The sequence below is a fragment of the Larsenimonas rhizosphaerae genome (assembly GCF_026240105.1).
GTDB classification, from domain to species: domain Bacteria; phylum Pseudomonadota; class Gammaproteobacteria; order Pseudomonadales; family Halomonadaceae; genus Larsenimonas; species Larsenimonas rhizosphaerae.
The window spans coordinates 432,139-450,112 of sequence record NZ_JAPIVE010000003.1 but is presented as its reverse complement, the minus strand read 5'-3'; the positions used below and the strand labels follow the sequence as shown (position 1 = coordinate 450,112).

Sequence of the window (17,974 nt, the reverse complement as noted above, 5' to 3'; positions counted from 1 at the left end):
AATGAGAAACGGTATTACGTGAAGCATCTGCTTTCTTCCCGTCACGACGATGACGGCTACCCCCCCAAACCACGCGCGATGGCCATGGCAGCACTCATGCTGTGCTCTCTCATGGCCGTTCTCGATACCAACATCGTCAATGTGGCCTTGCCAACCATTGCCGATGCCCTGTCCATCTCGTCGTCGGATGCGATCTGGGTCGTCAATATCTACCAGCTTGCCGGTGCCTGCGCGATTCTGACCTTTGCTGCGCTCAGCTACCGTATTGGGGCGCGGCGCATTTATATTTCCGGTCTGGTGGTGTTCATCGTGACATCGCTGGGATGTGCCTGGTCGCCCTCCCTGTCATGGCTGGTGTTTTTTCGCTGCTTTCAGGGGCTGGGTGCCGCTGCCATGATGAGCCTCGGCCCGGCGCTTTATCGGATGGTCTTTCCCTCGCGATTGCTGGGAAGCGCCATGGGGTTTTCGGCCATGATTGTTGCCACCGGTATAGCTACCGGGCCAACGCTTGGTGGATTGCTGCTGGCGGTTGGTGACTGGCCGCTGCTCTTTTTGATCAATGTACCCGTGGGGATGGTCGCGCTGGTGCTTACATGGCGGTACCTGCCCGTGACTCCGGGAAGCAGGATAGCGTTTGATGGCTGGGGCGCGGTGTGGTCCGGACTGATGTTCGGTGGTCTGGTGGTCGGTGTGGATGAGCTTCGCTCGGCAGAGGGAAGCCGGTGGATGCTGTGGCTTGTGCTGGGGGTCGTGTCCGCAGTGCTGTTTATTCGCCGCCAGCAGCGATTCGACAATCCGCTGTTACCGCTGGATATTTTCAGATCCAGCCGCTTTTCGATGGCGGCGGTTACTTCATTCTTTGCCTGGGTGGGGCAGGCCAGCGCCTTCTTGAGCGTGCCTTTTCTGCTGCAGGGCGCCCTGGGGTATTCTCCACTGGCCTCGGCATTGCTGTTTACTCCCTGGCCGTTGGCGATCATGCTCTCCGCCCCTCGGGCCGGGCGACTGGCTGACCGTTTTTCGCCGCCGCTGATCTGTACCATCGGCATGATGATCTTTATTCTGGGCGTTATCTCACTGGCCCTGCTTGAATCCGGCGCCGGCTGGCTCGACGTGGCATGGCGGACAGCACTTTGCGGGCTGGGCTTCGGATTTTATCAATCACCGAATAATCGGGAACTGATGGGTAGCCTGCCGCGCCAGTTCAGTGGTACTGCTGCGGGAGTGATGGCGAGTGTCAGAACCTTCGGGCAATCCCTGGGGGCGGCGCTGGTCGCGCTGGCGCTGTCGGGTGGCCTGCTGGCGATGGCCGGTGGCGAGCCTGTAGTGCTGGCTCTTCGAGTGGCGGTTGCAAGTGCTGTAATCGCGCTGGTACTGAGTGCCCTGCGGCTCAGGGCCCCGCGCGAATAAGACGGGCAGGGATGCCTCGCAGTGATGTTGATTGAACGTGACAACAAGAGGTGATCCATGAGCATTCAAGAGATTATTGAACAGAAGCTGGCTGAACTTGACCCTTCCGTATTGAAGGTCGAGAACGAAAGCCACAAGCACAGCGTGCCGCCCAATTCAGAAACCCACTTCAAGGTCACGCTGGTCTCGGCGGCCTTTGAGCAGTTCAGTCAGGTCAAGCGTCATCAGCGTATCTACGGCATGCTGGCCGACGAGCTTGCCGGGCCGGTGCATGCGCTGGCCTTGCACCTGTATACGCCGGAAGAATGGGAGGCTCGAGGTAAAACGCGACCTGACTCACCCAACTGCCTTGGCGGCGGCGAGTAAGCATTCTGCATGGTTTCTGAATTTTACCGCCGCCAGTACCTTGAGGCGATGGGGCTGCCGATGTGGGAAGCGCGCTATCAACTGCCCCATGCGCTGCCGACCCCAGTGTGCGACTGGCCTGAAAAGCCGGCCGTTGCGCCGCAGCCGGGCACCCGCGGAATGGCGGCGTTGCGTGATGCGGCCGCGCCGGTATCTGAATCTGCTGCTGCGATAACTCCGCCGGACAGTGCTACGGCCGAATCGGTAGTATCGGCGCGCGCGCTGCTGGACGATATTCGAACATCGACGGACAGCTCGCCTGCATCTGCAGGAAAGCCGGCTGCTGCTCAGGAGGTTGAGTCATCCGCTGCTGACCCGGTGGTGGATACCGTGCCTCAGGAAGTGCGCTTTACATGGGCGGTAGCGGCACTGGAAGGGCGCTGGCTGGTGGTGGTGCCTGGTCGGGCACTCGGTACGGAGGCCCAGGCGCTGTTGAAGGCATTGCTGGTGGCCTGTCGCATTACGCCAGGGCACTGGCCGGTCTTTGAACAGCTGGGCTGGCCAATGATTGAAGGGCTGCCCAGTCCGGCACCGCTTGATGAAGCGCGCGAGGGGGTGAAGGCCTTTCTTTCAGGACGCAGGGGGCGTGGCTGGGTACCCGAGCGCGTTATGGTGTTTGGTCAGGATGAGCAGGTGGCATCCGTCCTGAAGATCGAGGACGGCGAAAGCCACCTTCTCGGCCTGCCCGTCTGGCAGGGGCCTGCCCTGGAGGACATGCTGGGTGAATGGACGCAGAAGCGTCGCCTCTGGCCACGGCTGGCCGAATGGCACACCTGGTGGCACGGGGAGGCATTCGGCGCGGCATGATATTGCATGAAGACATGATTCAGCCTCTGACACTGGATGCACTTGATGCGTTGGTTACGCTCGACAGACTGAGTCACCAGGGCGGCTGGTCCCGGGTTCAGTTTCTGCGTGGGCTGGGAAGTCCGGATAACCTACTGTGTGGTATGTGGCAGGATGAGGTGCTGGCAGGGGTTGTCGTGCTGGGCTGGCAGCCCTTTGATGCAGAACTTGAACTGATCATGGTGGCGCCCGATGTGCGCCGGCAGGGCATTGCCCGACTGCTTGTTCAGACGGCAATAACCCGGTCCGCGGCGCTGGGCAAGGAGCGGTTGCTGCTGGAGGTCAGAGCCGGCAATCAGGCGGCCATTTCATTGTATGAAGGGATGGGGTTTGTTCGCGACGGCGTGCGTCCCGGGTATTATCCCTGCGCCGGAGGGCAGCGCGAGGATGCTGTACTGATGTCGTACCCGCTGCTCACAGATACGACATCGGCCTGACTCGCGGCGTTTGATGGGGCCGGATATCAGGATGCCTGGCTGGCGTCATCGGTTAAATCGCTGAAGCGTGCCAGAATGCCGTTAAGACGACTTTCCCACTGTGTACGTTCGTTCTTGAGCTGCTCGTTTTCCTGACGCAGTTCTTCAACTTCCATACGCAGCATCTCGATCGTATCAACGGCCGTGCTGACTTTCTGTTCCAGCTTGTCAAACAATTCATTACTCATTCGTTCACGTCTCCTGGTCGTCCTTTTTCACCCTGACGCACCGCGTCGGTCGAAAGACTACGCGCCCACTCAGGTCTCGGCAAGAGCTGAACGGCGGTAAAGCCTTGCGTGGCTCTCTCCGGCGCGTGCTTCACGGTGTAGCCGCCAGGTGGCAGGCACCTCGGGAAGCAGGGTGGCTTCCGTCTCGAGATAGATCCATGCTTCTGATGCCAGCCAGCCCTGTTGCTCCAGCAGGCTACAGCTGGGTGCGGCCAGATCACGGTTGAAGGGCGGGTCCAGAAAGATGATGTCAAACGGCGCTGCAGGGGCAGTGGCAAGCGCTATCAGGGCATCCTGGCGCAACAGGGTGGCCGTAGCATTCAGCGTTGCCAGATTATCAGCCAGTTGATCGGCTGCAATGCGGTCCTGTTCGATGAAGGAAAGCGCAGTGGCGCCTCGCGAGAGTGCCTCGAGTCCCAGTGCGCCTGTGCCTGCAAAGGCATCCAGTACCCTGGCACCATGTACGGAGCTGCCTAGCCAGTTGAACAGGGTTTCGCGTACGCGATCCGGGGTGGGTCTCAGGCCGGGGCGGTCTGGCACCGGCAACTGTCGGCGACGATGAATACCGCCAATCAGGCGAAGCTTGCCTGGGGGGCGCTTGGTGCGTGAAGAGGAGGTTGGGGGTCGGCGTCTTGTCATGGCGTGGATTGTACCCGTCGCGTGACGGGAGTGGTAGGATGAGCAGGCATGTGTCGGGAGCCCCCGATCGGAATTTTCGGACTTCGTCAGGCCAGCCGGCAGGGCAGCGCGGCCGGTTCAGGGCTAAGGTGTGACGGGTCGTCAACAAAAGATACAGCCAACATGTTCGGTTTTTTCAAACGCAAGAAACAAAAGCAGCAGGAACAGCACGAGCAGGATGTTCAGGATCAGGCGCAACGTGACGCCGAGGCCGCCGAGCAGTCCAGCGAAGAGCCTGCCCACGACAGCGTCCGGAAGGATGATACCGTTGCATCACCCGCAGCGCGGCACCATGACACGTCATGGGAAGAGGCGCTGAAGGATGCCAGGTCACCTGCGCCTGATGAATCTGCCCCCCCGGCCATCGACGAGCCTGAGCCCCCGATGGAAACGCCACCGGTGGAAGAGCCGCCCGTCGAAGCCCCGCCGGTCAGGGAGCCCGAAAATCATGCTCGAATAGCTCCCGAAAAGGGTGATGAAGCCTTGTCACCTCCTGAGGTGCCGGAGCAGCCTGTTTCGGAACCGGAACCGGAACCGGAACCGGAACCGGAACCGGAACCGGAACTTGCTCCCGAACCCGCGCCCGCGCCCGCGCCGGTCGTGTCGTCATCTCCCCGAGTGGATGACCTGCCGGCCATGTTTGATCCAGTCGAAACGGCCATGGAAGCTGATCCTTCCGAAACCGTCGAGCGCAAGGGCTGGTTCTCGCGTGTGCGTCAGGGACTGGGCAAGACCCGCAGCAACCTGACCGGGGGGCTTGCGACGCTGCTGCTCGGCAAGAAGCAGATTGACGATGATCTCCTGGAAGAGCTCGAAACACGGCTTTTGATGGCCGATGTGGGTATCGAGGCAACGACCGAGATCATGGATAACCTGTCCGAGCGGGTGTCGCGCCGGGAGCTCAATGATGCCGAAAACCTGTACAAGGCGCTGCAGGAGGAACTGACTACTGTTCTGACGCCGGTGGCTCGGCCGCTCCGCCTGCCTGAAAAGGGGCAGGGGCCGTTTGTTATTCTGATGGTCGGAGTCAATGGGGTTGGCAAGACCACAACCATCGGCAAGTTGACCAGGCGCTATCAGGCCCAGGGGCGCAGCGTCATGCTGGCGGCCGGTGATACATTCCGTGCCGCCGCCGTAGAGCAGCTCAAGGTCTGGGGGGAACGCAACAGTGTGCCGGTCATCGCTCAGCATACCGGTGCTGACAGTGCATCGGTGATTTATGACGGTGTGGCGGCGGCGAAGGCGCGGGGCGTGGATGTTCTGATTGCCGACACGGCCGGCCGGTTGCACAACAAGTCTCATTTGATGGAAGAGCTCAAGAAAGTGCAACGTGTCATGGCCAAGCTTGATGCCACGGCGCCGCATGAAGTCATGCTGGTGCTGGATGCCGGAACGGGGCAGAACGCCATCAGTCAGGCTGAAACCTTCAATGAGGCCATTCCGGTAACCGGAATTACGCTGACCAAGCTCGATGGCACGGCCAAGGGTGGGGTTATCTTTGCTCTGGCGAAACAGTTGGGTATCCCGATCCGTTACATCGGGGTGGGTGAAAGTCTGGATGACCTTCGTCCCTTCAAGGCTGACGATTTTGTGCAGGCCCTGTTTACTCAAGATGATCGCGAGTCATAGCCGATGATTGCCTTCGAACACGTAGGGAAGCGTTATGGAGGCCGTTTCGAGGCATTGGCGGATGTTAATTTTCGCCTGTCTCGAGGGGAGATGGTGTTTCTCACCGGGCATTCCGGAGCAGGGAAAAGCTCGGTATTGAAGTTGCTGACCTGCCTTGAGCGTCCCTCTCGTGGTCGTATTGTTGTTGCAGGTCATGATCTGGGGCAACTGGGAAGCGTCCGCATTCCCTTTTATCGCCGCCAGATCGGCGTGGTATTCCAGAACCATCAGCTGCTGTTTGATCGTACGGTCTTTGACAATGTGGCGTTGCCATTGTTGATTCAGGGAATGCCGGCCTCGGATGTTGCTCGCCGGGTTCGGGCTGCGCTTGACAAGGTCGGGCTGCTTCATCGGGAGCGAGCATTGCCGATTGAGCTGTCCGGCGGTGAGCAGCAGCGTATCGGTATCGCACGGGCCGTGGTTCACAAGCCGGCATTGCTGCTGGCGGATGAGCCGACCGGTAACCTGGATCCCCAGCTTTCTGCCGATATCATGCGCCTGTTCGAGGATTTCAACCGCATTGGCACTACCGTGTTGATTGCCAGTCATGATCTGGCACTGATTGCCCGGCTCAGACATCGGGTATTAAGACTCAAGGATGGTCGGCTGATCGCAGACGAGAATGGATCATGAGTGAACGAATGTCTTCACGGCGTGGCGCCAATCAGCAGGCGCCTTCCTTTCTGCAGCAGCGCCGTGCGTGGCAGGCGCATCATCGACAGGTTGCACGCGACAGTCTGATCCGCTTGCGTCAGCGTCCCCTGGGTACCCTGATGACGTTGTTTGCGATTGCCGTGGCCCTGGTACTGCCGGCAACCCTGTGGCTGTTGCTGGGAGGCGCCCAGGTGCTGGATCGTAATCTCGAGGATACCGCGCAGTTGACCGTGTATCTGTCACCCTCGCTTGAAGAGGCATCTGCTCGGGAAGTGGCCGACAAGGTGCGTCAGCGCGCTGATGTGGGGCATGTAGAGCTGATCACCGCTGCGGAGGGGTTGCACCAGTTTCAGGCATCCCTTGATCTGGGGGATGCCCTGCAGGGGCTGGATCATAATCCGCTGCCTGCCTCCCTGGTGGTTCAGCCTGTTACTCGCACGCCAGAGGCCGTAGCAGCACTGGCCATGCAATTGCGCCAGGTAAACGGTGTTGATGAAGCCAGCGCCGACATGCAGTGGCTTGAGCGTCTCAAGCAGCTTACCCGGTTGGGCCAGCGTATCGTGCTGGCCTTTGGCGCACTGTTCGCACTGGGAGTTCTGCTTATCGTTGGCAACACGATTCGTCTGGCGGTCGAAAATCGACGTGACGAAATCGAAGTGGTTACTCTGATTGGTGCAACACATGCCTTTGTCCGTCGCCCCTTTCTTTACAGCGGTGCCTGGCTGGGGCTCGGGGGAGGGATGCTGGCACTGGTGCTGCTGGCGGTCGGTATGGGGTGGCTCTCTTCACCGCTGTCTGCACTGGCGAGCAGTTATGGTACCGACTGGGAGCTTCCCGGGCTGGGGTTCGAGGGCTCACTGCTGCTGCTTGTATGCAGTACCGTTCTTGGCTGGCTTGGCGCATGGATTGCGGTAGGACGGCACCTGGCCCGAATGCGACCGCGCTAGGCATGCACGAATCGGTGCTGTCGCACTATGACATGGGTACGCTATACTGAAGAGTCAAGGGAACCTTATTCAAATGTTGTCCTCTAATGGGTAACGTAATAAAAGGCAACGGGGAGACCCAGTGCATATGAGTAATAGTCTTCAGCCTATCGGGAATCTGTCGCCGGGCAATGACCTGAACGGGTATATACAGATCGTCAATGGCATTCCGGTATTATCGGCAGAAGAAGAGCATTCTCTGGCAGTGCGCCTGCATGATGAAGGTGATCTTGGCGCTGCGCGCCAGCTGGTCATGTCACATCTGCGCTTTGTCGTGTACATCGCACGGAGTTATTCCGGGTATGGCCTGCCTCAGGCCGACCTGATTCAGGAAGGTAATGTCGGCCTGATGAAGGCCGTCAAGCGATTCGATCCGGCACAGGGTGTGCGTCTGGTATCGTTTGCGGTGCACTGGATCAAGGCAGAGATTCATGAGTTTGTCCTGCGTAACTGGCGCATCGTCAAGGTGGCCACTACCAAGGCGCAGCGGAAGCTGTTTTTCAATCTTCGCAGCGCCAAGAAACGTTTGGCCTGGCTGAACAATGATGAAGTGGATGCCATTGCCGAGGATCTGAACGTCAAACCGGGTGTAGTGCGTGAGATGGAAAACCGTCTTTCAGCACATGATGCAGGCTTTGATGCATCACCCAGCGATGATGAAGAGCAGACCTGGCATGCGCCGGCCAATTATCTTGAAGATACGGCGACCAATCCGGCATCCATGCTGGAAAGTACCGACTGGGAAGAGGACTCCTCTCGTCGGCTTGCGTCGGCACTGGCACGTCTGGACGAGCGTTCGCGGGATATCCTTCAGCAGCGTTGGCTGGCGGAGCAAAAGGCTACCCTGCATGAGCTGGCCGAAACCTATGAGGTATCTGCCGAACGAATACGTCAGCTTGAAAAGAATGCCATGAAAAAGCTCAAGGCTTTCATGGCAGAAGACGCCGAAGCAGCCTGATCGCCAAACGCTTCACGAGCCCGGCCCGCCTGTTGCGCGTGCCGGGCTTTTTACGTATTCAATGTAATTTTTTGTTCAAAAGTCAGCGATAAGCCGTTCAGCCAAGTATGTTATGTAATCAAGGGCAATACTATGTATTTCCTGATTGGTAGAGGCATGACTTCTGGTGAAATCGACGCAGCGCAAGGTAAGCAAATCATCGCCATTTCAGTATGTGGCAATGAGATGGTCCAGATTGTGCCATCACATGGGCAGCCTGTGCTCTGCGATACCTCGTCGATCTGCGCTTCATGCCGATAGTCAGCGGGAAACACTCTCTGCAGCCATCATTGATAATCTGCCTGGCGGCGTATACCGCACGGATGCCTCTTCCAATACCCTGCTTTTCATGAGCCACGGTGCGCGTGAATTGATTGACGGCCAGCTGGATGAGCTGCTGGCCGATCAGACCCCCTTTGATGTATTGATTCATCCGGATGACCTTTGTCGCTGGCGAGGTGAGCTGGCGCATGCAGTGTCTGAAGGGCAGCGTCATGAAGTTCTGTATCGACTCAAGCCCGGTATCGGTCGCCATCACCCTCAGACCTGGGTGCTAGATCGCGGCGTTGTCATCAATGAGCGCGGGCGGCTGTTTCGTGAAGGCCTGTTGCTGGACATGACCTCTCACCAGCGTGTTCAACAGCATCTGGCCTATGTCGTGGATCATGATGCCGTGACAGGGCTATGGCAGCGTTTACCCTTTATCAACCACCTTGAGCAGTTTGCTGAGCGAGGCGAGGGCGCGCTTTTTTATCTTGATATTGTCCGGTATTCGTCGATCAACAATGAGCTGGGGCACCAGGCCGGTGATGAACTGCTCCATCAGGTGGCTCAACGGCTCAGCCAGTGCGTCAGTGAGTCTTCTGTAATGGCTCGCATGGGGGCAGATGAGTTTGCCGTATTCGTTCCGGATGCCGATCGCCAGCATGAAACAATGGCTCGTCTTTTGACCGTCCTGAAACCTGCCTATCAGATTGCCGGCCAGTTTCTGGCCATTGATATCAGTATTGGTCTGGCCCAGGCCAGTTCGTGCAGCGCTGATGTGCTCATTCGTCAGGCCAGGCTGGCGCTTCAGTATGCGCGCGCCAATAACCAGATTAGTGGCGAGTTCGAGGCGGACCTTTCCCATATGGAGACCTGTCGCCTGCCCATGGAGCAGGCGTTGCGGGATGCACTGGCTCGTAATGAAATGGAAGTATATTACCAGGTTCAGGTCGATGCCTGCTCAGGGCAAATGGTGGGCGCCGAATCACTGATGCGCTGGCGCCATCCGGAGCTTGGAAATGTACCACCGGATTCGTTCATTCCTCTTGCCGAGGAAATGGGGTTGATCAATGCTCTGGGGCGCTGGAGTCTTGAGTGCGTGTGTCAGCAACTGGTGGACTGGGATCGCGTCGGGTTTTATATGCCGCGTGTGTCGGTCAATGTGTCGGCCCTGCAGTTGACCCCGGCCCTGATCGAAGAGGTTGAGCGTCTGCTCGACAGGCATGATCTGGCACCCTCGCGACTTGAGCTGGAGGTTACTGAAACACAGCTGATGCATGACCTGGCGCTGAGCCATACCATTCTTCAGACACTGCGCGAGCGGGGCATTGCCATTGCGCTGGACGATTTCGGGACGGGGTACTCGTCGCTGGCCTATCTTGCTTCCCTGCCACTGGATCGTCTGAAAATTGACAAGCGATTTGTGGATGGTGTGCCGGACCGATTGCAGGAACGTGGAGTCATCACGGCCATTATCAGCATGGCGCTTGCTCTGGATCTTGATGTGATTGTCGAGGGCGTTGAAAGCAGGCGGCAATGGCATTATCTGCGAGACCACCAGTGCCGCACGCTTCAGGGGTATCTGTTTGGTGTCGCCATGCCGGCAGACGAATTCATGGCCTGCCGACAAGCCATTGCACAACAGCGCTAAAGCGCCATGTGGGCTCGTGGTGCGTGGAAAAGTGCCTGTGCAAGCACATCCCACTGCTCATCCCAGTGTTCACAGGGGCGGTGTCTGAACTGGCTGCGGGAGTAACGACTGATTCGGCCTTCCACCGTGACCATCATCAGGTGGGCACTGGCACTGGCGGTCATCGGTAATGCGATGTCATCTGTTGCCCGGGCGGTTCTCAGCAGGTGTTTCAACTGGGTTTCCATGCGCTCGAAGATCTGTTGCACTCGCGGGCGCAAACGCGCCAGCTCGCCGGTCAGTACCTCTCCTGTCAACAAGCGGCACATCCCGCGATTTTTTTCAGCGAAGTTCAGCACCAGCGTCAGGATATGGTGGCAGCGCTGCGTTATATCCTCTGCCTCACGGGCGATAAGGTTGATGCGCTCAAACAGTACTTCATCGATATAGTCGAGCAGGGCATCGAACATCTTTGCCTTGCTGGGAAAATGGCGATAAAGCGCAGCCTCCGAAAACCCCACTTCCCGGGCCAGCTCGGCGGTCGTTATCCGTTGGTTACTGTCGCCCTCAAGCATGCCTGCCAGCGCCTGGAGTATCTGTTCCCGGCGGGCGGCGCCTTTTTTTGTCGGAGCCATAGCGCGTACATTCCCTGGCGTAAAATGGAGGGGTGTTCGGCAGGCAGTCTGCCGAACACCAGTCTCAGGTTTTGTCGGTAATCAGGGTGCCAACGCCTGAATTGGTGAAGATTTCCAGTAATATGGCGTGAGCTACCCGACCATCCACTATAACGGCGCTGGTTACCCCATTCTTGACGGCATCCAGTGCACAGCGGATCTTGGGCAGCATGCCGCCATAAATCACGCCATCCTCGATCAGGCTGTCAACGTCCTGCGTTGTCAGGCCGGTCATGACCTCGCCTTTGGCATTCATCAGGCCCGCGACGTTGGTCAACAGCATCAGCTTCTCGGCATTCAGGGCCTCGGCAACCTTGCCTGCAACCAGATCGGCATTGATGTTGTAGGAAGCGCCGTTATCATCGACTCCGATGGGAGCAATGACCGGGATATAGTCGGCCTGAGACAGCATGTCGATGAGGTCGGTGGAGATATGCTCCACTTCGCCGACATGCCCGATATCGATGATTTCCGGCGCAGCCATCTCGGGGCTGTAACGCTGCACCTTCAGCTGTCGGGCCTTGATCTGGGCATTGTCCTTGCCGGTCAGGCCGATGGCCTTGCCACCTGCCTGGTTGATCTGGTTCACGATGCTCTTGTTGACCAGACCACCCAGTACCATTTCCACCACGTCCATGGTCTGGGCATCGGTTACCCGCATGCCTTCCTCGAACCGGGATTCAATCTGAAGTCGCTCAAGCAGTTGTCCGATTTGCGGGCCGCCGCCGTGGACCACGATCGGGTTCAGGCCGACTTCCTTCAGCAGAACGATATCGCGGGCAAAGGAATCGATCAGGGTATCGTCGGTCATGGCGTTGCCGCCATATTTAACGACCACGGTCTTGCCGGAAAAGCGCTGAATGTAGGGCAGGGCCTCGGAAAGGATTCTAACGACCTCTCTCGGGTCGCGTTCTGGTGTGCTCATCATGTGTCCTGATTGGCGCGGGGTGGGTTAAACCATCAAAGCGGCTGCCGGAGACGACCTTTCATCATAACGAGGCGATATAACTCTCGTCAGGCGAGAGGGCTGGTTGCCTGTAGTGATCGTCGCGTCCGGCAAGGTGCGGCGTAACGCGTTAAAAGCCTGGTGTGGCGTCGGGGGCCACCTTGAGCAGCGCCGTTCGAAAGCAGTCCTGAATTCTGTCCAGGGCGGCCTGAGAGGCGCCTTCAAACCTGAAGACCAGCATGGGTGTCGTATTGGACGCTCGGCACAGTCCCCAGCCATCCGGATAGTCGACCCTCAGGCCATCAAGCGTCGTGCGAGTGCCATCATTGCCGAAGTCACCTTCCAGTGCGATGCGTCGGGCCAGGTCAAACTTGGTTGCATCGGTGACTTCAACATTGAGCTCGGCCGTGCCGAGGTCCTGTGGATAGCGGCTGAAAAAGGTATCGGCATCCTCTGACTGGCCGGCCAGTATCTCAAGAAGCCGTGCGGCAGCGTAAATGCCGTCATCAAAGCCGTACCAGCGTTCCTTGAAAAAGATGTGGCCACTCATTTCTCCTCCCAGATCCGCCCCGACCTCGTTCATGCGGGCCTTGATGAGAGAATGGCCGGTAAACCACATGTCCGGTTCACCGCCCAGGCGGGCAATCATGTCTGCCAGATGGCCTGTGCACTTGATGTCGAAGACGACCCGGGCACCCGGTTTGCGGGTCAACAGGTCTTCTGCCAGAGCCATCAGGAAGCGGTCTGGATAGATCACCTCGCCCCTGGGCGTAACGACACCGACCCGGTCGGCATCACCATCGAATGCGAGGCCGATATCGGCCCCGGTTTCCTGAACCATGGCAATCAGATCCTGAAGGTTTTCGACCTTGCCTGGATCCGGGTGATGATTCGGGAAGTGCCCGTCGATATCGTCAAAGAGCGGGACGGTATCCACGCCCAGGGAGGCAATCAGACGGGGGCCGAGTTCACCCCCCACGCCATTGCCGCAGTCGACTACGGCCTTGAGTGGTCGCTTGAGGTGAATGTCCTGACGAATGCGTTCCAGGTACGTGTCTCGAATGTCGTGAGACTCGCAATGGCCCTCGCCGGTGCTGAAGCGACCGTCACTGATGCGCTGATAAAGCCCCTGGATAGCCTCGCCGGACAGGGTGTGACCCCCGATCATGATCTTGAAGCCATTGTAGTTTGACGGGTTGTGGCTACCGGTAACGGCTACCCCGGAGTGAACGCCCTCCAGCGTATGAACCGCGAAATAAAGGACCGGCGTGGGAACCCGGCCAAGATCGATGACATCGACTCCTGTCGACAGCAGGCCTTCTGTCAGGGCCAGGAGCATGTCCGGGCCGGACAGACGCCCATCCCGTGCGACCACAATGCGGGATTCGCCCTGAGCCACCACCTCGCTGCCGATGGCCTGCCCGATCAGACGGGCGCCGGCAACAGTAAGGTCCTGGTCAATCACGCCTCGAATATCGTAGGCGCGGAAAATGGATTGGGGGATCTGGCTCACGGCGTCATCCTTGCAATGTCTCTTGTCGGGCGGGTCAGTGGCGGCCGGAATGGCCAAAGCCTCCGGCGCCGCGAATACTTTCTTCAAAATCGTCAACGAGGGTCAGTTCGGCCTGCATGACCGGCACCAGCACGTACTGTGCAATACGTTCACCGACATCAAGCGTGACTTCCTGCTGCCCACGATTCCACACCGAGATCATCAGTTCACCCTGATAATCAGAGTCGATCAGGCCCACCAGATTTCCCAGGACAATGCCTTTTTTGTGGCCCAGTCCCGAGCGAGGCAGGATCATGCCGGCATAGCGTGCATCATCGATGTGCACGGCCAGTCCGGTGCGAACCAGCTCACATTCGCCCGGTGACAGTGTCAGCGGTGCATCAAGCAGGGCACGAAGGTCCATGCCGGCGCTGCCTTCAGTGGCATAATGCGGGAGGTCGAACCGGCGGACGCGGTCGTCGAGAATCTTTACCTTGAGCTGCGGGTGATCCATACGGGGTCCTGTCAGAGTGAAGCGGGGTGAGTAGCGTGAAACCTCACCAGAAGATGGTCCAGAATACCATGAGCCAGCGTCAGTTTGTCGGCGGTCGGCAAGGCCTGGTGGCAGTGTCGGCCGCTTTCCTGCCAGTGAAGCGTGACCGCATTGTCGTCGCTGCCGAACCCGAGTCCTTCACGTGACACATCATTGGCCACGACAAGGTCAAGACGCTTGCGTATCAGCTTGTCTTCGGCGTAGTGGGTCACGTTGCGGGTTTCGGCGGCAAAGCCGACCATGAACGGTGCATTGGCCCGATGGGCCAGCGTGGCAATGATATCCGGATTCTTGACAAGCGTCAGGGTCAGTGTGTCTTCATCAGGCCGCTTTTTGAGCTTGTGTTCTTCTGGGTGTTCAAGCCGGAAATCGGCTACTGCGGCGCAACCAATGAAGATATCCGCATGGTCGATGCACTGTTCTGCGGCATGCAGCATGTCGACAGCGCTTTCGACATCCTGTCGGTGTACTCCTTCCGGTGTGGGAAGTGCTACCGGCCCCGTAATCAGCGTGACATCGGCGCCCCGGCGCCTGGCTGCCAGCGCGAGCGAAAATCCCATCTTGCCACTGCTGTGGTTGCTCAGGTAGCGGACCGGATCAACGGCCTCTCGCGTAGGGCCGGCGGTCAGTACGATCCGCAGTCCCGCCAGATCGGCGAGGGGGGGCTCGGCTGCATCAAGCAATGCCGTGACAATGGCTTCAGGCTCCAGCATCCGGCCACTGCCGGTATCACCGCAGGCCTGTTCGCCGCTGTCCGGCCCTAAAAGGTGCCAGCCGTACTCTCGAAGGCGCTCGGTGTTACGCGTTGTGGCGGGATGTGCCCACATGGCCTGGTTCATGGCCGGGGCCATGTAGAGCGTGGCCTGGCTGGCCAGGCAAAGGGTGGTCAACAGGTCATCGGCCATGCCATTTGCCAGCCGAGCCATCAGATCGGCGGAGGCCGGGGCGATCAGAATACTGTCGGCCCAGCGAGCCAGTTCAATATGTCCCATGCCGGCCTCGGCTTCCGGGTCAAGCAGGGTGGTGCGTACCGCGTTTCCGGTCAGTGCCTGAAAGGTCAGGGGAGTGACGAAGGCCTGGGCACCGTCGGTCATCACGACACGGACCTCGGCTCCCTGCTTCTTCAACAGCCTTGCCAGTACGGCACTTTTGTACGCCGCGATGCCGCCACTGACGCCCAGAAGGATGCGGCGGCCGATAAGAGATGTCATGACATGTCCTGCTCATTGAATAATCCTTCGCTACCTTAGCACCAGCGCTTGTTGTACGTCATGGTGGCGCGACCGGGGAGGCTCGCTATGCTGGAAAGGGATTACATAACAGGAAGGGATCTTTCATGAAGCAACGTGTCCTGTCACCGATGGTGGGTACGCTGGTCGCGGGGTTGGTGCTGGCCGGGTGTGCCTCGGCACCGTCAGAACAGCAGCCGGCGCCATCCGAGTACAGCCTATCGGATCTGAATGAGCAACTGGTCATGGCCACGGCGTGGGTGCAGCACGCCGCGGAATACAAGGCACTGAGCTATCAGGCCTTTAATATTGCCCGCGACAGGCTTGATGACGCACTGGCTGGTCAGTCGCGTCACGACAAGCCCCTGGCGGTCGTCGTCGATGTTGATGAGACCCTCGTTGATAACATGGCCTTCGAGGCCTGGCTGGTGGGCAAGGATGAAGCCTATGGTAGTGAGCGCTGGCACCAGTGGATGAAAGCGCGTCAGGCGACGGCATTGCCGGGCGCTGTCTCGTTTTTGCAGTACGCGGATCGGCAGGGTGTTGATGTGTATTACATCACCAATCGTGATGAGGATGCATGGACCGATACCCAGGCGAATCTGGCCGCCCTGGGATTCCCGCAGCTGACACGCTCTCACCTGCTGCTCAAGTCCGGTAGTTCCGACAAACAGGCGCGTCGGGATCTGGTGACCTCGAGTCATCAGGTGGCGCTGATGATGGGCGATAATCTGGCTGACTTTAAGTCCATTTATGGCAGTGACCTGGCATCGGTACGCAATGAGGCCGTATTTGATGACCAGGCTCGTTTTGGTCGACGGTTCATTCTGCTTCCCAATCCGGTATACGGGGCCTGGGAGGCGGCATTGTACGACGGAGACTGGAGTTTGCCTCCCGATGAGAAGTCGGCCCACCGCAAGGCAGGGCTCAAGGCCTGGCAGCCTTCCGGCACCCCCTGACGTGTCCGGGTCGGCATGAATGTTCTACCTCGGCTGCCGATAAGCTCATGCAGATACTGTTGTCTTGCCGATGGATGAATGTACATGGGAATCTGTCACTGGCCGGAGGGAGAACGGCCTCGTGAAAAACTGATCGGCCTTGGCCCCGAGGCGCTCAGTGATGCCGAGTTGTTGGCCATCTTCCTGCGCGTCGGGGTCAAGGGGCGTTCGGCCGTTGACCTTGCGCGGGATCTGTTGAACGAGTTCGGCGGTCTTCGCCCTCTGCTGGGTGCTGATCAGGCGCGCTTTTGTCAGGCTCACGGGCTGGGCATCGCCAAGTATGTTCAGCTGCAGGCTGCTCTGGAGCTATCAAGGCGCCACCTTGAAACCCTTCTGGTACGCGGAGATGCGCTGACCTCTCCCATGCTGGTCAAACGGTTTTTGTCCGCACATCTTCGCGACCTGGGGCATGAAGTGTTTGCTGCCCTTTTTCTGGATACACAGCACCGGGTACTGCGGTTTGAAAAACTGTTTACCGGTTCCCTGTCCAGTGCCAGCGTATACCCTCGGGAGGTAGCCAAACGGGCACTGGCCCTTCATGCAGGTGCGGTTATCTTCGCGCATAACCATCCCTCCGGTGTGGCCGAGCCCAGTCAGGCGGACAGGGATGTCACTCGTCACCTGAGTGATGCGCTGGCACTTCTTGATATTCGCGTACTCGATCATTTCGTCATCGGTGAGGGAGAAGTGGTATCCTTTTCCGAACGCGGCTGGCTATAGGTTTTTTAGCCAAAAAGGCAGTGTCGGCTTGCTGTCAGGTGGGGTGTCTGGTATAAAGTACGCCCTTTGAGTACAGGGCATAAGGCCGACGCCTGCCACTTCCCGGTTTGCCCGACACTATATCCCTTGTACCTAACAAGCTCATGGCTTACGGTTTTGGAGGCTTCCATGTCCCAGGTATGTCAGGTTACCGGTAAGCGTCCGGTGACCGGTAACAATGTTTCACACTCCCAGCGCAAAACCCGTCGTCGGTTTGTGCCCAATCTGCACAGCCATCGTTTCTGGGTTGAATCCGAAAAGCGTTTTGTCAAAATGCGTGTTTCCTCCAAGGGCATGCGTATCATTGACAAGAAAGGCATCGACACCGTGCTGACAGAAATGCGCAGCCGCGGCGAACGCGTCTAATTAAAACGATTTTTTTCGGAGTACGCTGATATGCGTGACAAGATCAAGCTGGTGTCCTCTGCAGGAACCGGTCACTTCTATACTACCAACAAGAACAAGCGTAATACGCCTGACAAGTTGGAATTCAAGAAGTACGACCCGGTTGTCCGCAAGCACGTCACTTATCGCGAAGCCAAGATCAAGTAATTAAATTACCTGATCCGCTTCGAAAAAAGGCCCGCTTTTGCGGGCCTTTTTGCATTCTGAACATTGTGTTCACCCCAGTTTGGCATTGGGTGCGAACCGGTCACGAATCTCTTCAGCGCTCTCTCGGGACAATTCCTTGTCCACGGTCTGGTCAATGCACTGCTGCAGGGATTTACCCATCTTCTGACGTAACGTGCCCAGAAATGAGGGCGCTGCAGCAATGATCAGTTTCTCGATCTTGCCCTGATCATGCGCCTGCTTCAAATACTCGGCCACATCAGATGCAAAAAACGCTTCATGCTTGTCGGATGTGGCATCCTCGTTACCTGTCTGGTGCTGATGAGGGCCCTTGCCTGACGCGCCCTTGCCACCGGTTCTCAAATCGCCCGTATGCTCACGACTTTCGGGATGCACCAGCGCTTCATGTTCCTTCATTGCGCCGTTATCTTCGGTAAAAATGCGTGCGCGGGCCGCATCGGCAACAACAATCATGGTCGTCATGTCGGTTCTCCTTAACCGGTCATCAGGATACT

Annotated in this window: 21 protein-coding genes; 13 read left to right on the top strand and 8 right to left on the bottom strand. The window is 58.3% G+C overall.

Annotated elements, in window-relative coordinates:
* Nucleotides 1-18 precede the first annotated feature (18 nt).
* The 4 genes from OQ287_RS12195 to OQ287_RS12180 are packed head-to-tail and all read left to right on the top strand — an operon-like array spanning nucleotide 19 to nucleotide 3,095.
* A complete protein-coding gene (locus tag OQ287_RS12195) occupies nucleotides 19-1,407 on the top strand; it encodes an MFS transporter (RefSeq protein ID WP_250938882.1) in 1,389 nt (462 codons plus the stop codon).
* A gap of 57 nt (nucleotides 1,408-1,464) precedes the next feature.
* On the top strand, nucleotides 1,465-1,773 hold the full coding sequence (locus OQ287_RS12190) for a BolA family protein (protein ID WP_250938883.1): 309 nt from the start codon (nucleotides 1,465-1,467) through the stop codon (nucleotides 1,771-1,773).
* A gap of 9 nt (nucleotides 1,774-1,782) precedes the next feature.
* Nucleotides 1,783-2,619: a hypothetical protein gene (locus OQ287_RS12185; protein WP_265896616.1), complete on the top strand. Its 837-nt coding sequence runs from the start codon at nucleotides 1,783-1,785 to the stop codon at nucleotides 2,617-2,619.
* Nucleotides 2,616-3,095: a GNAT family N-acetyltransferase gene (locus OQ287_RS12180; protein WP_250938885.1), complete on the top strand. Its 480-nt coding sequence runs from the start codon at nucleotides 2,616-2,618 to the stop codon at nucleotides 3,093-3,095. The genes OQ287_RS12185 and OQ287_RS12180 overlap by 4 nt, the downstream gene beginning before the upstream one ends.
* A 26-nt stretch (nucleotides 3,096-3,121) precedes the next feature.
* On the opposite strand, the gene OQ287_RS12175 is transcribed toward OQ287_RS12180, so the two are convergent.
* On the bottom strand, nucleotides 3,122-3,322 hold the full coding sequence (locus tag OQ287_RS12175; protein ID WP_250938886.1) for a cell division protein ZapB: 201 nt from the start codon (nucleotides 3,320-3,322) through the stop codon (nucleotides 3,122-3,124).
* 69 nt (nucleotides 3,323-3,391) lie between these two features.
* Nucleotides 3,392-4,000, bottom strand: coding sequence for a 16S rRNA (guanine(966)-N(2))-methyltransferase RsmD (gene rsmD, locus OQ287_RS12170; RefSeq protein WP_265896613.1), 609 nt, complete (start codon nucleotides 3,998-4,000; stop codon nucleotides 3,392-3,394).
* Between the two features lie 162 nt (nucleotides 4,001-4,162).
* Between rsmD and ftsY the strand changes: the two genes are divergently transcribed.
* The 5 genes from ftsY to OQ287_RS12145 all read left to right on the top strand — a co-directional run bounded on the left by ftsY (nucleotide 4,163) and on the right by OQ287_RS12145 (nucleotide 10,259).
* Nucleotides 4,163-5,668: a signal recognition particle-docking protein FtsY gene (gene ftsY, locus OQ287_RS12165; RefSeq protein WP_265896612.1), complete on the top strand. Its 1,506-nt coding sequence runs from the start codon at nucleotides 4,163-4,165 to the stop codon at nucleotides 5,666-5,668.
* A 3-nt stretch (nucleotides 5,669-5,671) separates the two neighbouring features.
* On the top strand, nucleotides 5,672-6,340 hold the full coding sequence (gene ftsE, locus OQ287_RS12160) for a cell division ATP-binding protein FtsE (RefSeq protein WP_250938890.1): 669 nt from the start codon (nucleotides 5,672-5,674) through the stop codon (nucleotides 6,338-6,340).
* Nucleotides 6,337-7,308: a permease-like cell division protein FtsX gene (gene ftsX, locus OQ287_RS12155; protein ID WP_265896611.1), complete on the top strand. Its 972-nt coding sequence runs from the start codon at nucleotides 6,337-6,339 to the stop codon at nucleotides 7,306-7,308. The genes ftsE and ftsX overlap by 4 nt, the downstream gene beginning before the upstream one ends.
* Nucleotides 7,309-7,435: 127 nt before the next feature.
* Nucleotides 7,436-8,305 (top strand): RNA polymerase sigma factor RpoH, encoded by an 870-nt coding sequence (gene rpoH, locus OQ287_RS12150; protein ID WP_250938894.1) that lies wholly within the window; start codon nucleotides 7,436-7,438, stop codon nucleotides 8,303-8,305.
* Between the two features lie 220 nt (nucleotides 8,306-8,525).
* Nucleotides 8,526-10,259 carry a putative bifunctional diguanylate cyclase/phosphodiesterase gene (locus tag OQ287_RS12145; protein ID WP_250938896.1) on the top strand — a complete coding sequence of 578 codons (1,734 nt, stop codon included), beginning with the start codon at nucleotides 8,526-8,528 and terminating at the stop codon, nucleotides 10,257-10,259.
* Here the strand turns inward: OQ287_RS12145 and slmA are convergent.
* From slmA to coaBC, 5 genes are all read right to left on the bottom strand, one after another.
* Entirely contained in the window at nucleotides 10,256-10,873 is a 618-nt protein-coding gene (slmA, locus tag OQ287_RS12140; RefSeq protein WP_265896609.1) for a nucleoid occlusion factor SlmA, read from the bottom strand. The genes OQ287_RS12145 and slmA overlap by 4 nt on opposite strands.
* 64 nt (nucleotides 10,874-10,937) lie before the next feature.
* A complete protein-coding gene (argB, locus tag OQ287_RS12135) occupies nucleotides 10,938-11,837 on the bottom strand; it encodes an acetylglutamate kinase (protein ID WP_265896607.1) in 900 nt (299 codons plus the stop codon).
* 151 nt (nucleotides 11,838-11,988) lie between these two features.
* Complete coding sequence (locus tag OQ287_RS12130) at nucleotides 11,989-13,371, bottom strand: phosphomannomutase/phosphoglucomutase (RefSeq protein ID WP_265896606.1); 1,383 nt, start codon at nucleotides 13,369-13,371, stop codon at nucleotides 11,989-11,991.
* A gap of 34 nt (nucleotides 13,372-13,405) precedes the next feature.
* Complete coding sequence (gene dut / locus OQ287_RS12125; RefSeq protein WP_250938901.1) at nucleotides 13,406-13,864, bottom strand: dUTP diphosphatase; 459 nt, start codon at nucleotides 13,862-13,864, stop codon at nucleotides 13,406-13,408.
* 11 nt (nucleotides 13,865-13,875) lie between these two features.
* Nucleotides 13,876-15,114: a bifunctional phosphopantothenoylcysteine decarboxylase/phosphopantothenate--cysteine ligase CoaBC gene (coaBC, locus tag OQ287_RS12120; RefSeq protein ID WP_265896605.1), complete on the bottom strand. Its 1,239-nt coding sequence runs from the start codon at nucleotides 15,112-15,114 to the stop codon at nucleotides 13,876-13,878.
* A 125-nt stretch (nucleotides 15,115-15,239) separates the two neighbouring features.
* Here coaBC and OQ287_RS12115 point away from each other — a divergent pair, with 125 nt between their 5' ends.
* The 4 genes from OQ287_RS12115 to rpmG all read left to right on the top strand — a co-directional run bounded on the left by OQ287_RS12115 (nucleotide 15,240) and on the right by rpmG (nucleotide 17,441).
* Complete coding sequence (locus OQ287_RS12115) at nucleotides 15,240-16,091, top strand: 5'-nucleotidase, lipoprotein e(P4) family (RefSeq protein WP_265896604.1); 852 nt, start codon at nucleotides 15,240-15,242, stop codon at nucleotides 16,089-16,091.
* Between the two features lie 84 nt (nucleotides 16,092-16,175).
* Nucleotides 16,176-16,850, top strand: a complete 675-nt coding sequence (gene radC, locus OQ287_RS12110) for a RadC family protein (protein ID WP_265896602.1) — start codon at nucleotides 16,176-16,178, stop codon at nucleotides 16,848-16,850.
* A gap of 168 nt (nucleotides 16,851-17,018) precedes the next feature.
* On the top strand, nucleotides 17,019-17,255 hold the full coding sequence (rpmB, locus tag OQ287_RS12105) for a 50S ribosomal protein L28 (protein ID WP_250938905.1): 237 nt from the start codon (nucleotides 17,019-17,021) through the stop codon (nucleotides 17,253-17,255).
* Nucleotides 17,256-17,285: 30 nt separating this feature from the next.
* Nucleotides 17,286-17,441, top strand: a complete 156-nt coding sequence (gene rpmG, locus OQ287_RS12100; protein ID WP_250938906.1) for a 50S ribosomal protein L33 — start codon at nucleotides 17,286-17,288, stop codon at nucleotides 17,439-17,441.
* 69 nt (nucleotides 17,442-17,510) lie between these two features.
* Here rpmG and OQ287_RS12095 read toward each other — a convergent pair whose 3' ends face one another.
* Nucleotides 17,511-17,942 carry a host attachment protein gene (locus OQ287_RS12095; RefSeq protein WP_265896600.1) on the bottom strand — a complete coding sequence of 144 codons (432 nt, stop codon included), beginning with the start codon at nucleotides 17,940-17,942 and terminating at the stop codon, nucleotides 17,511-17,513.
* Nucleotides 17,943-17,974: the final 32 nt, after the last annotated feature.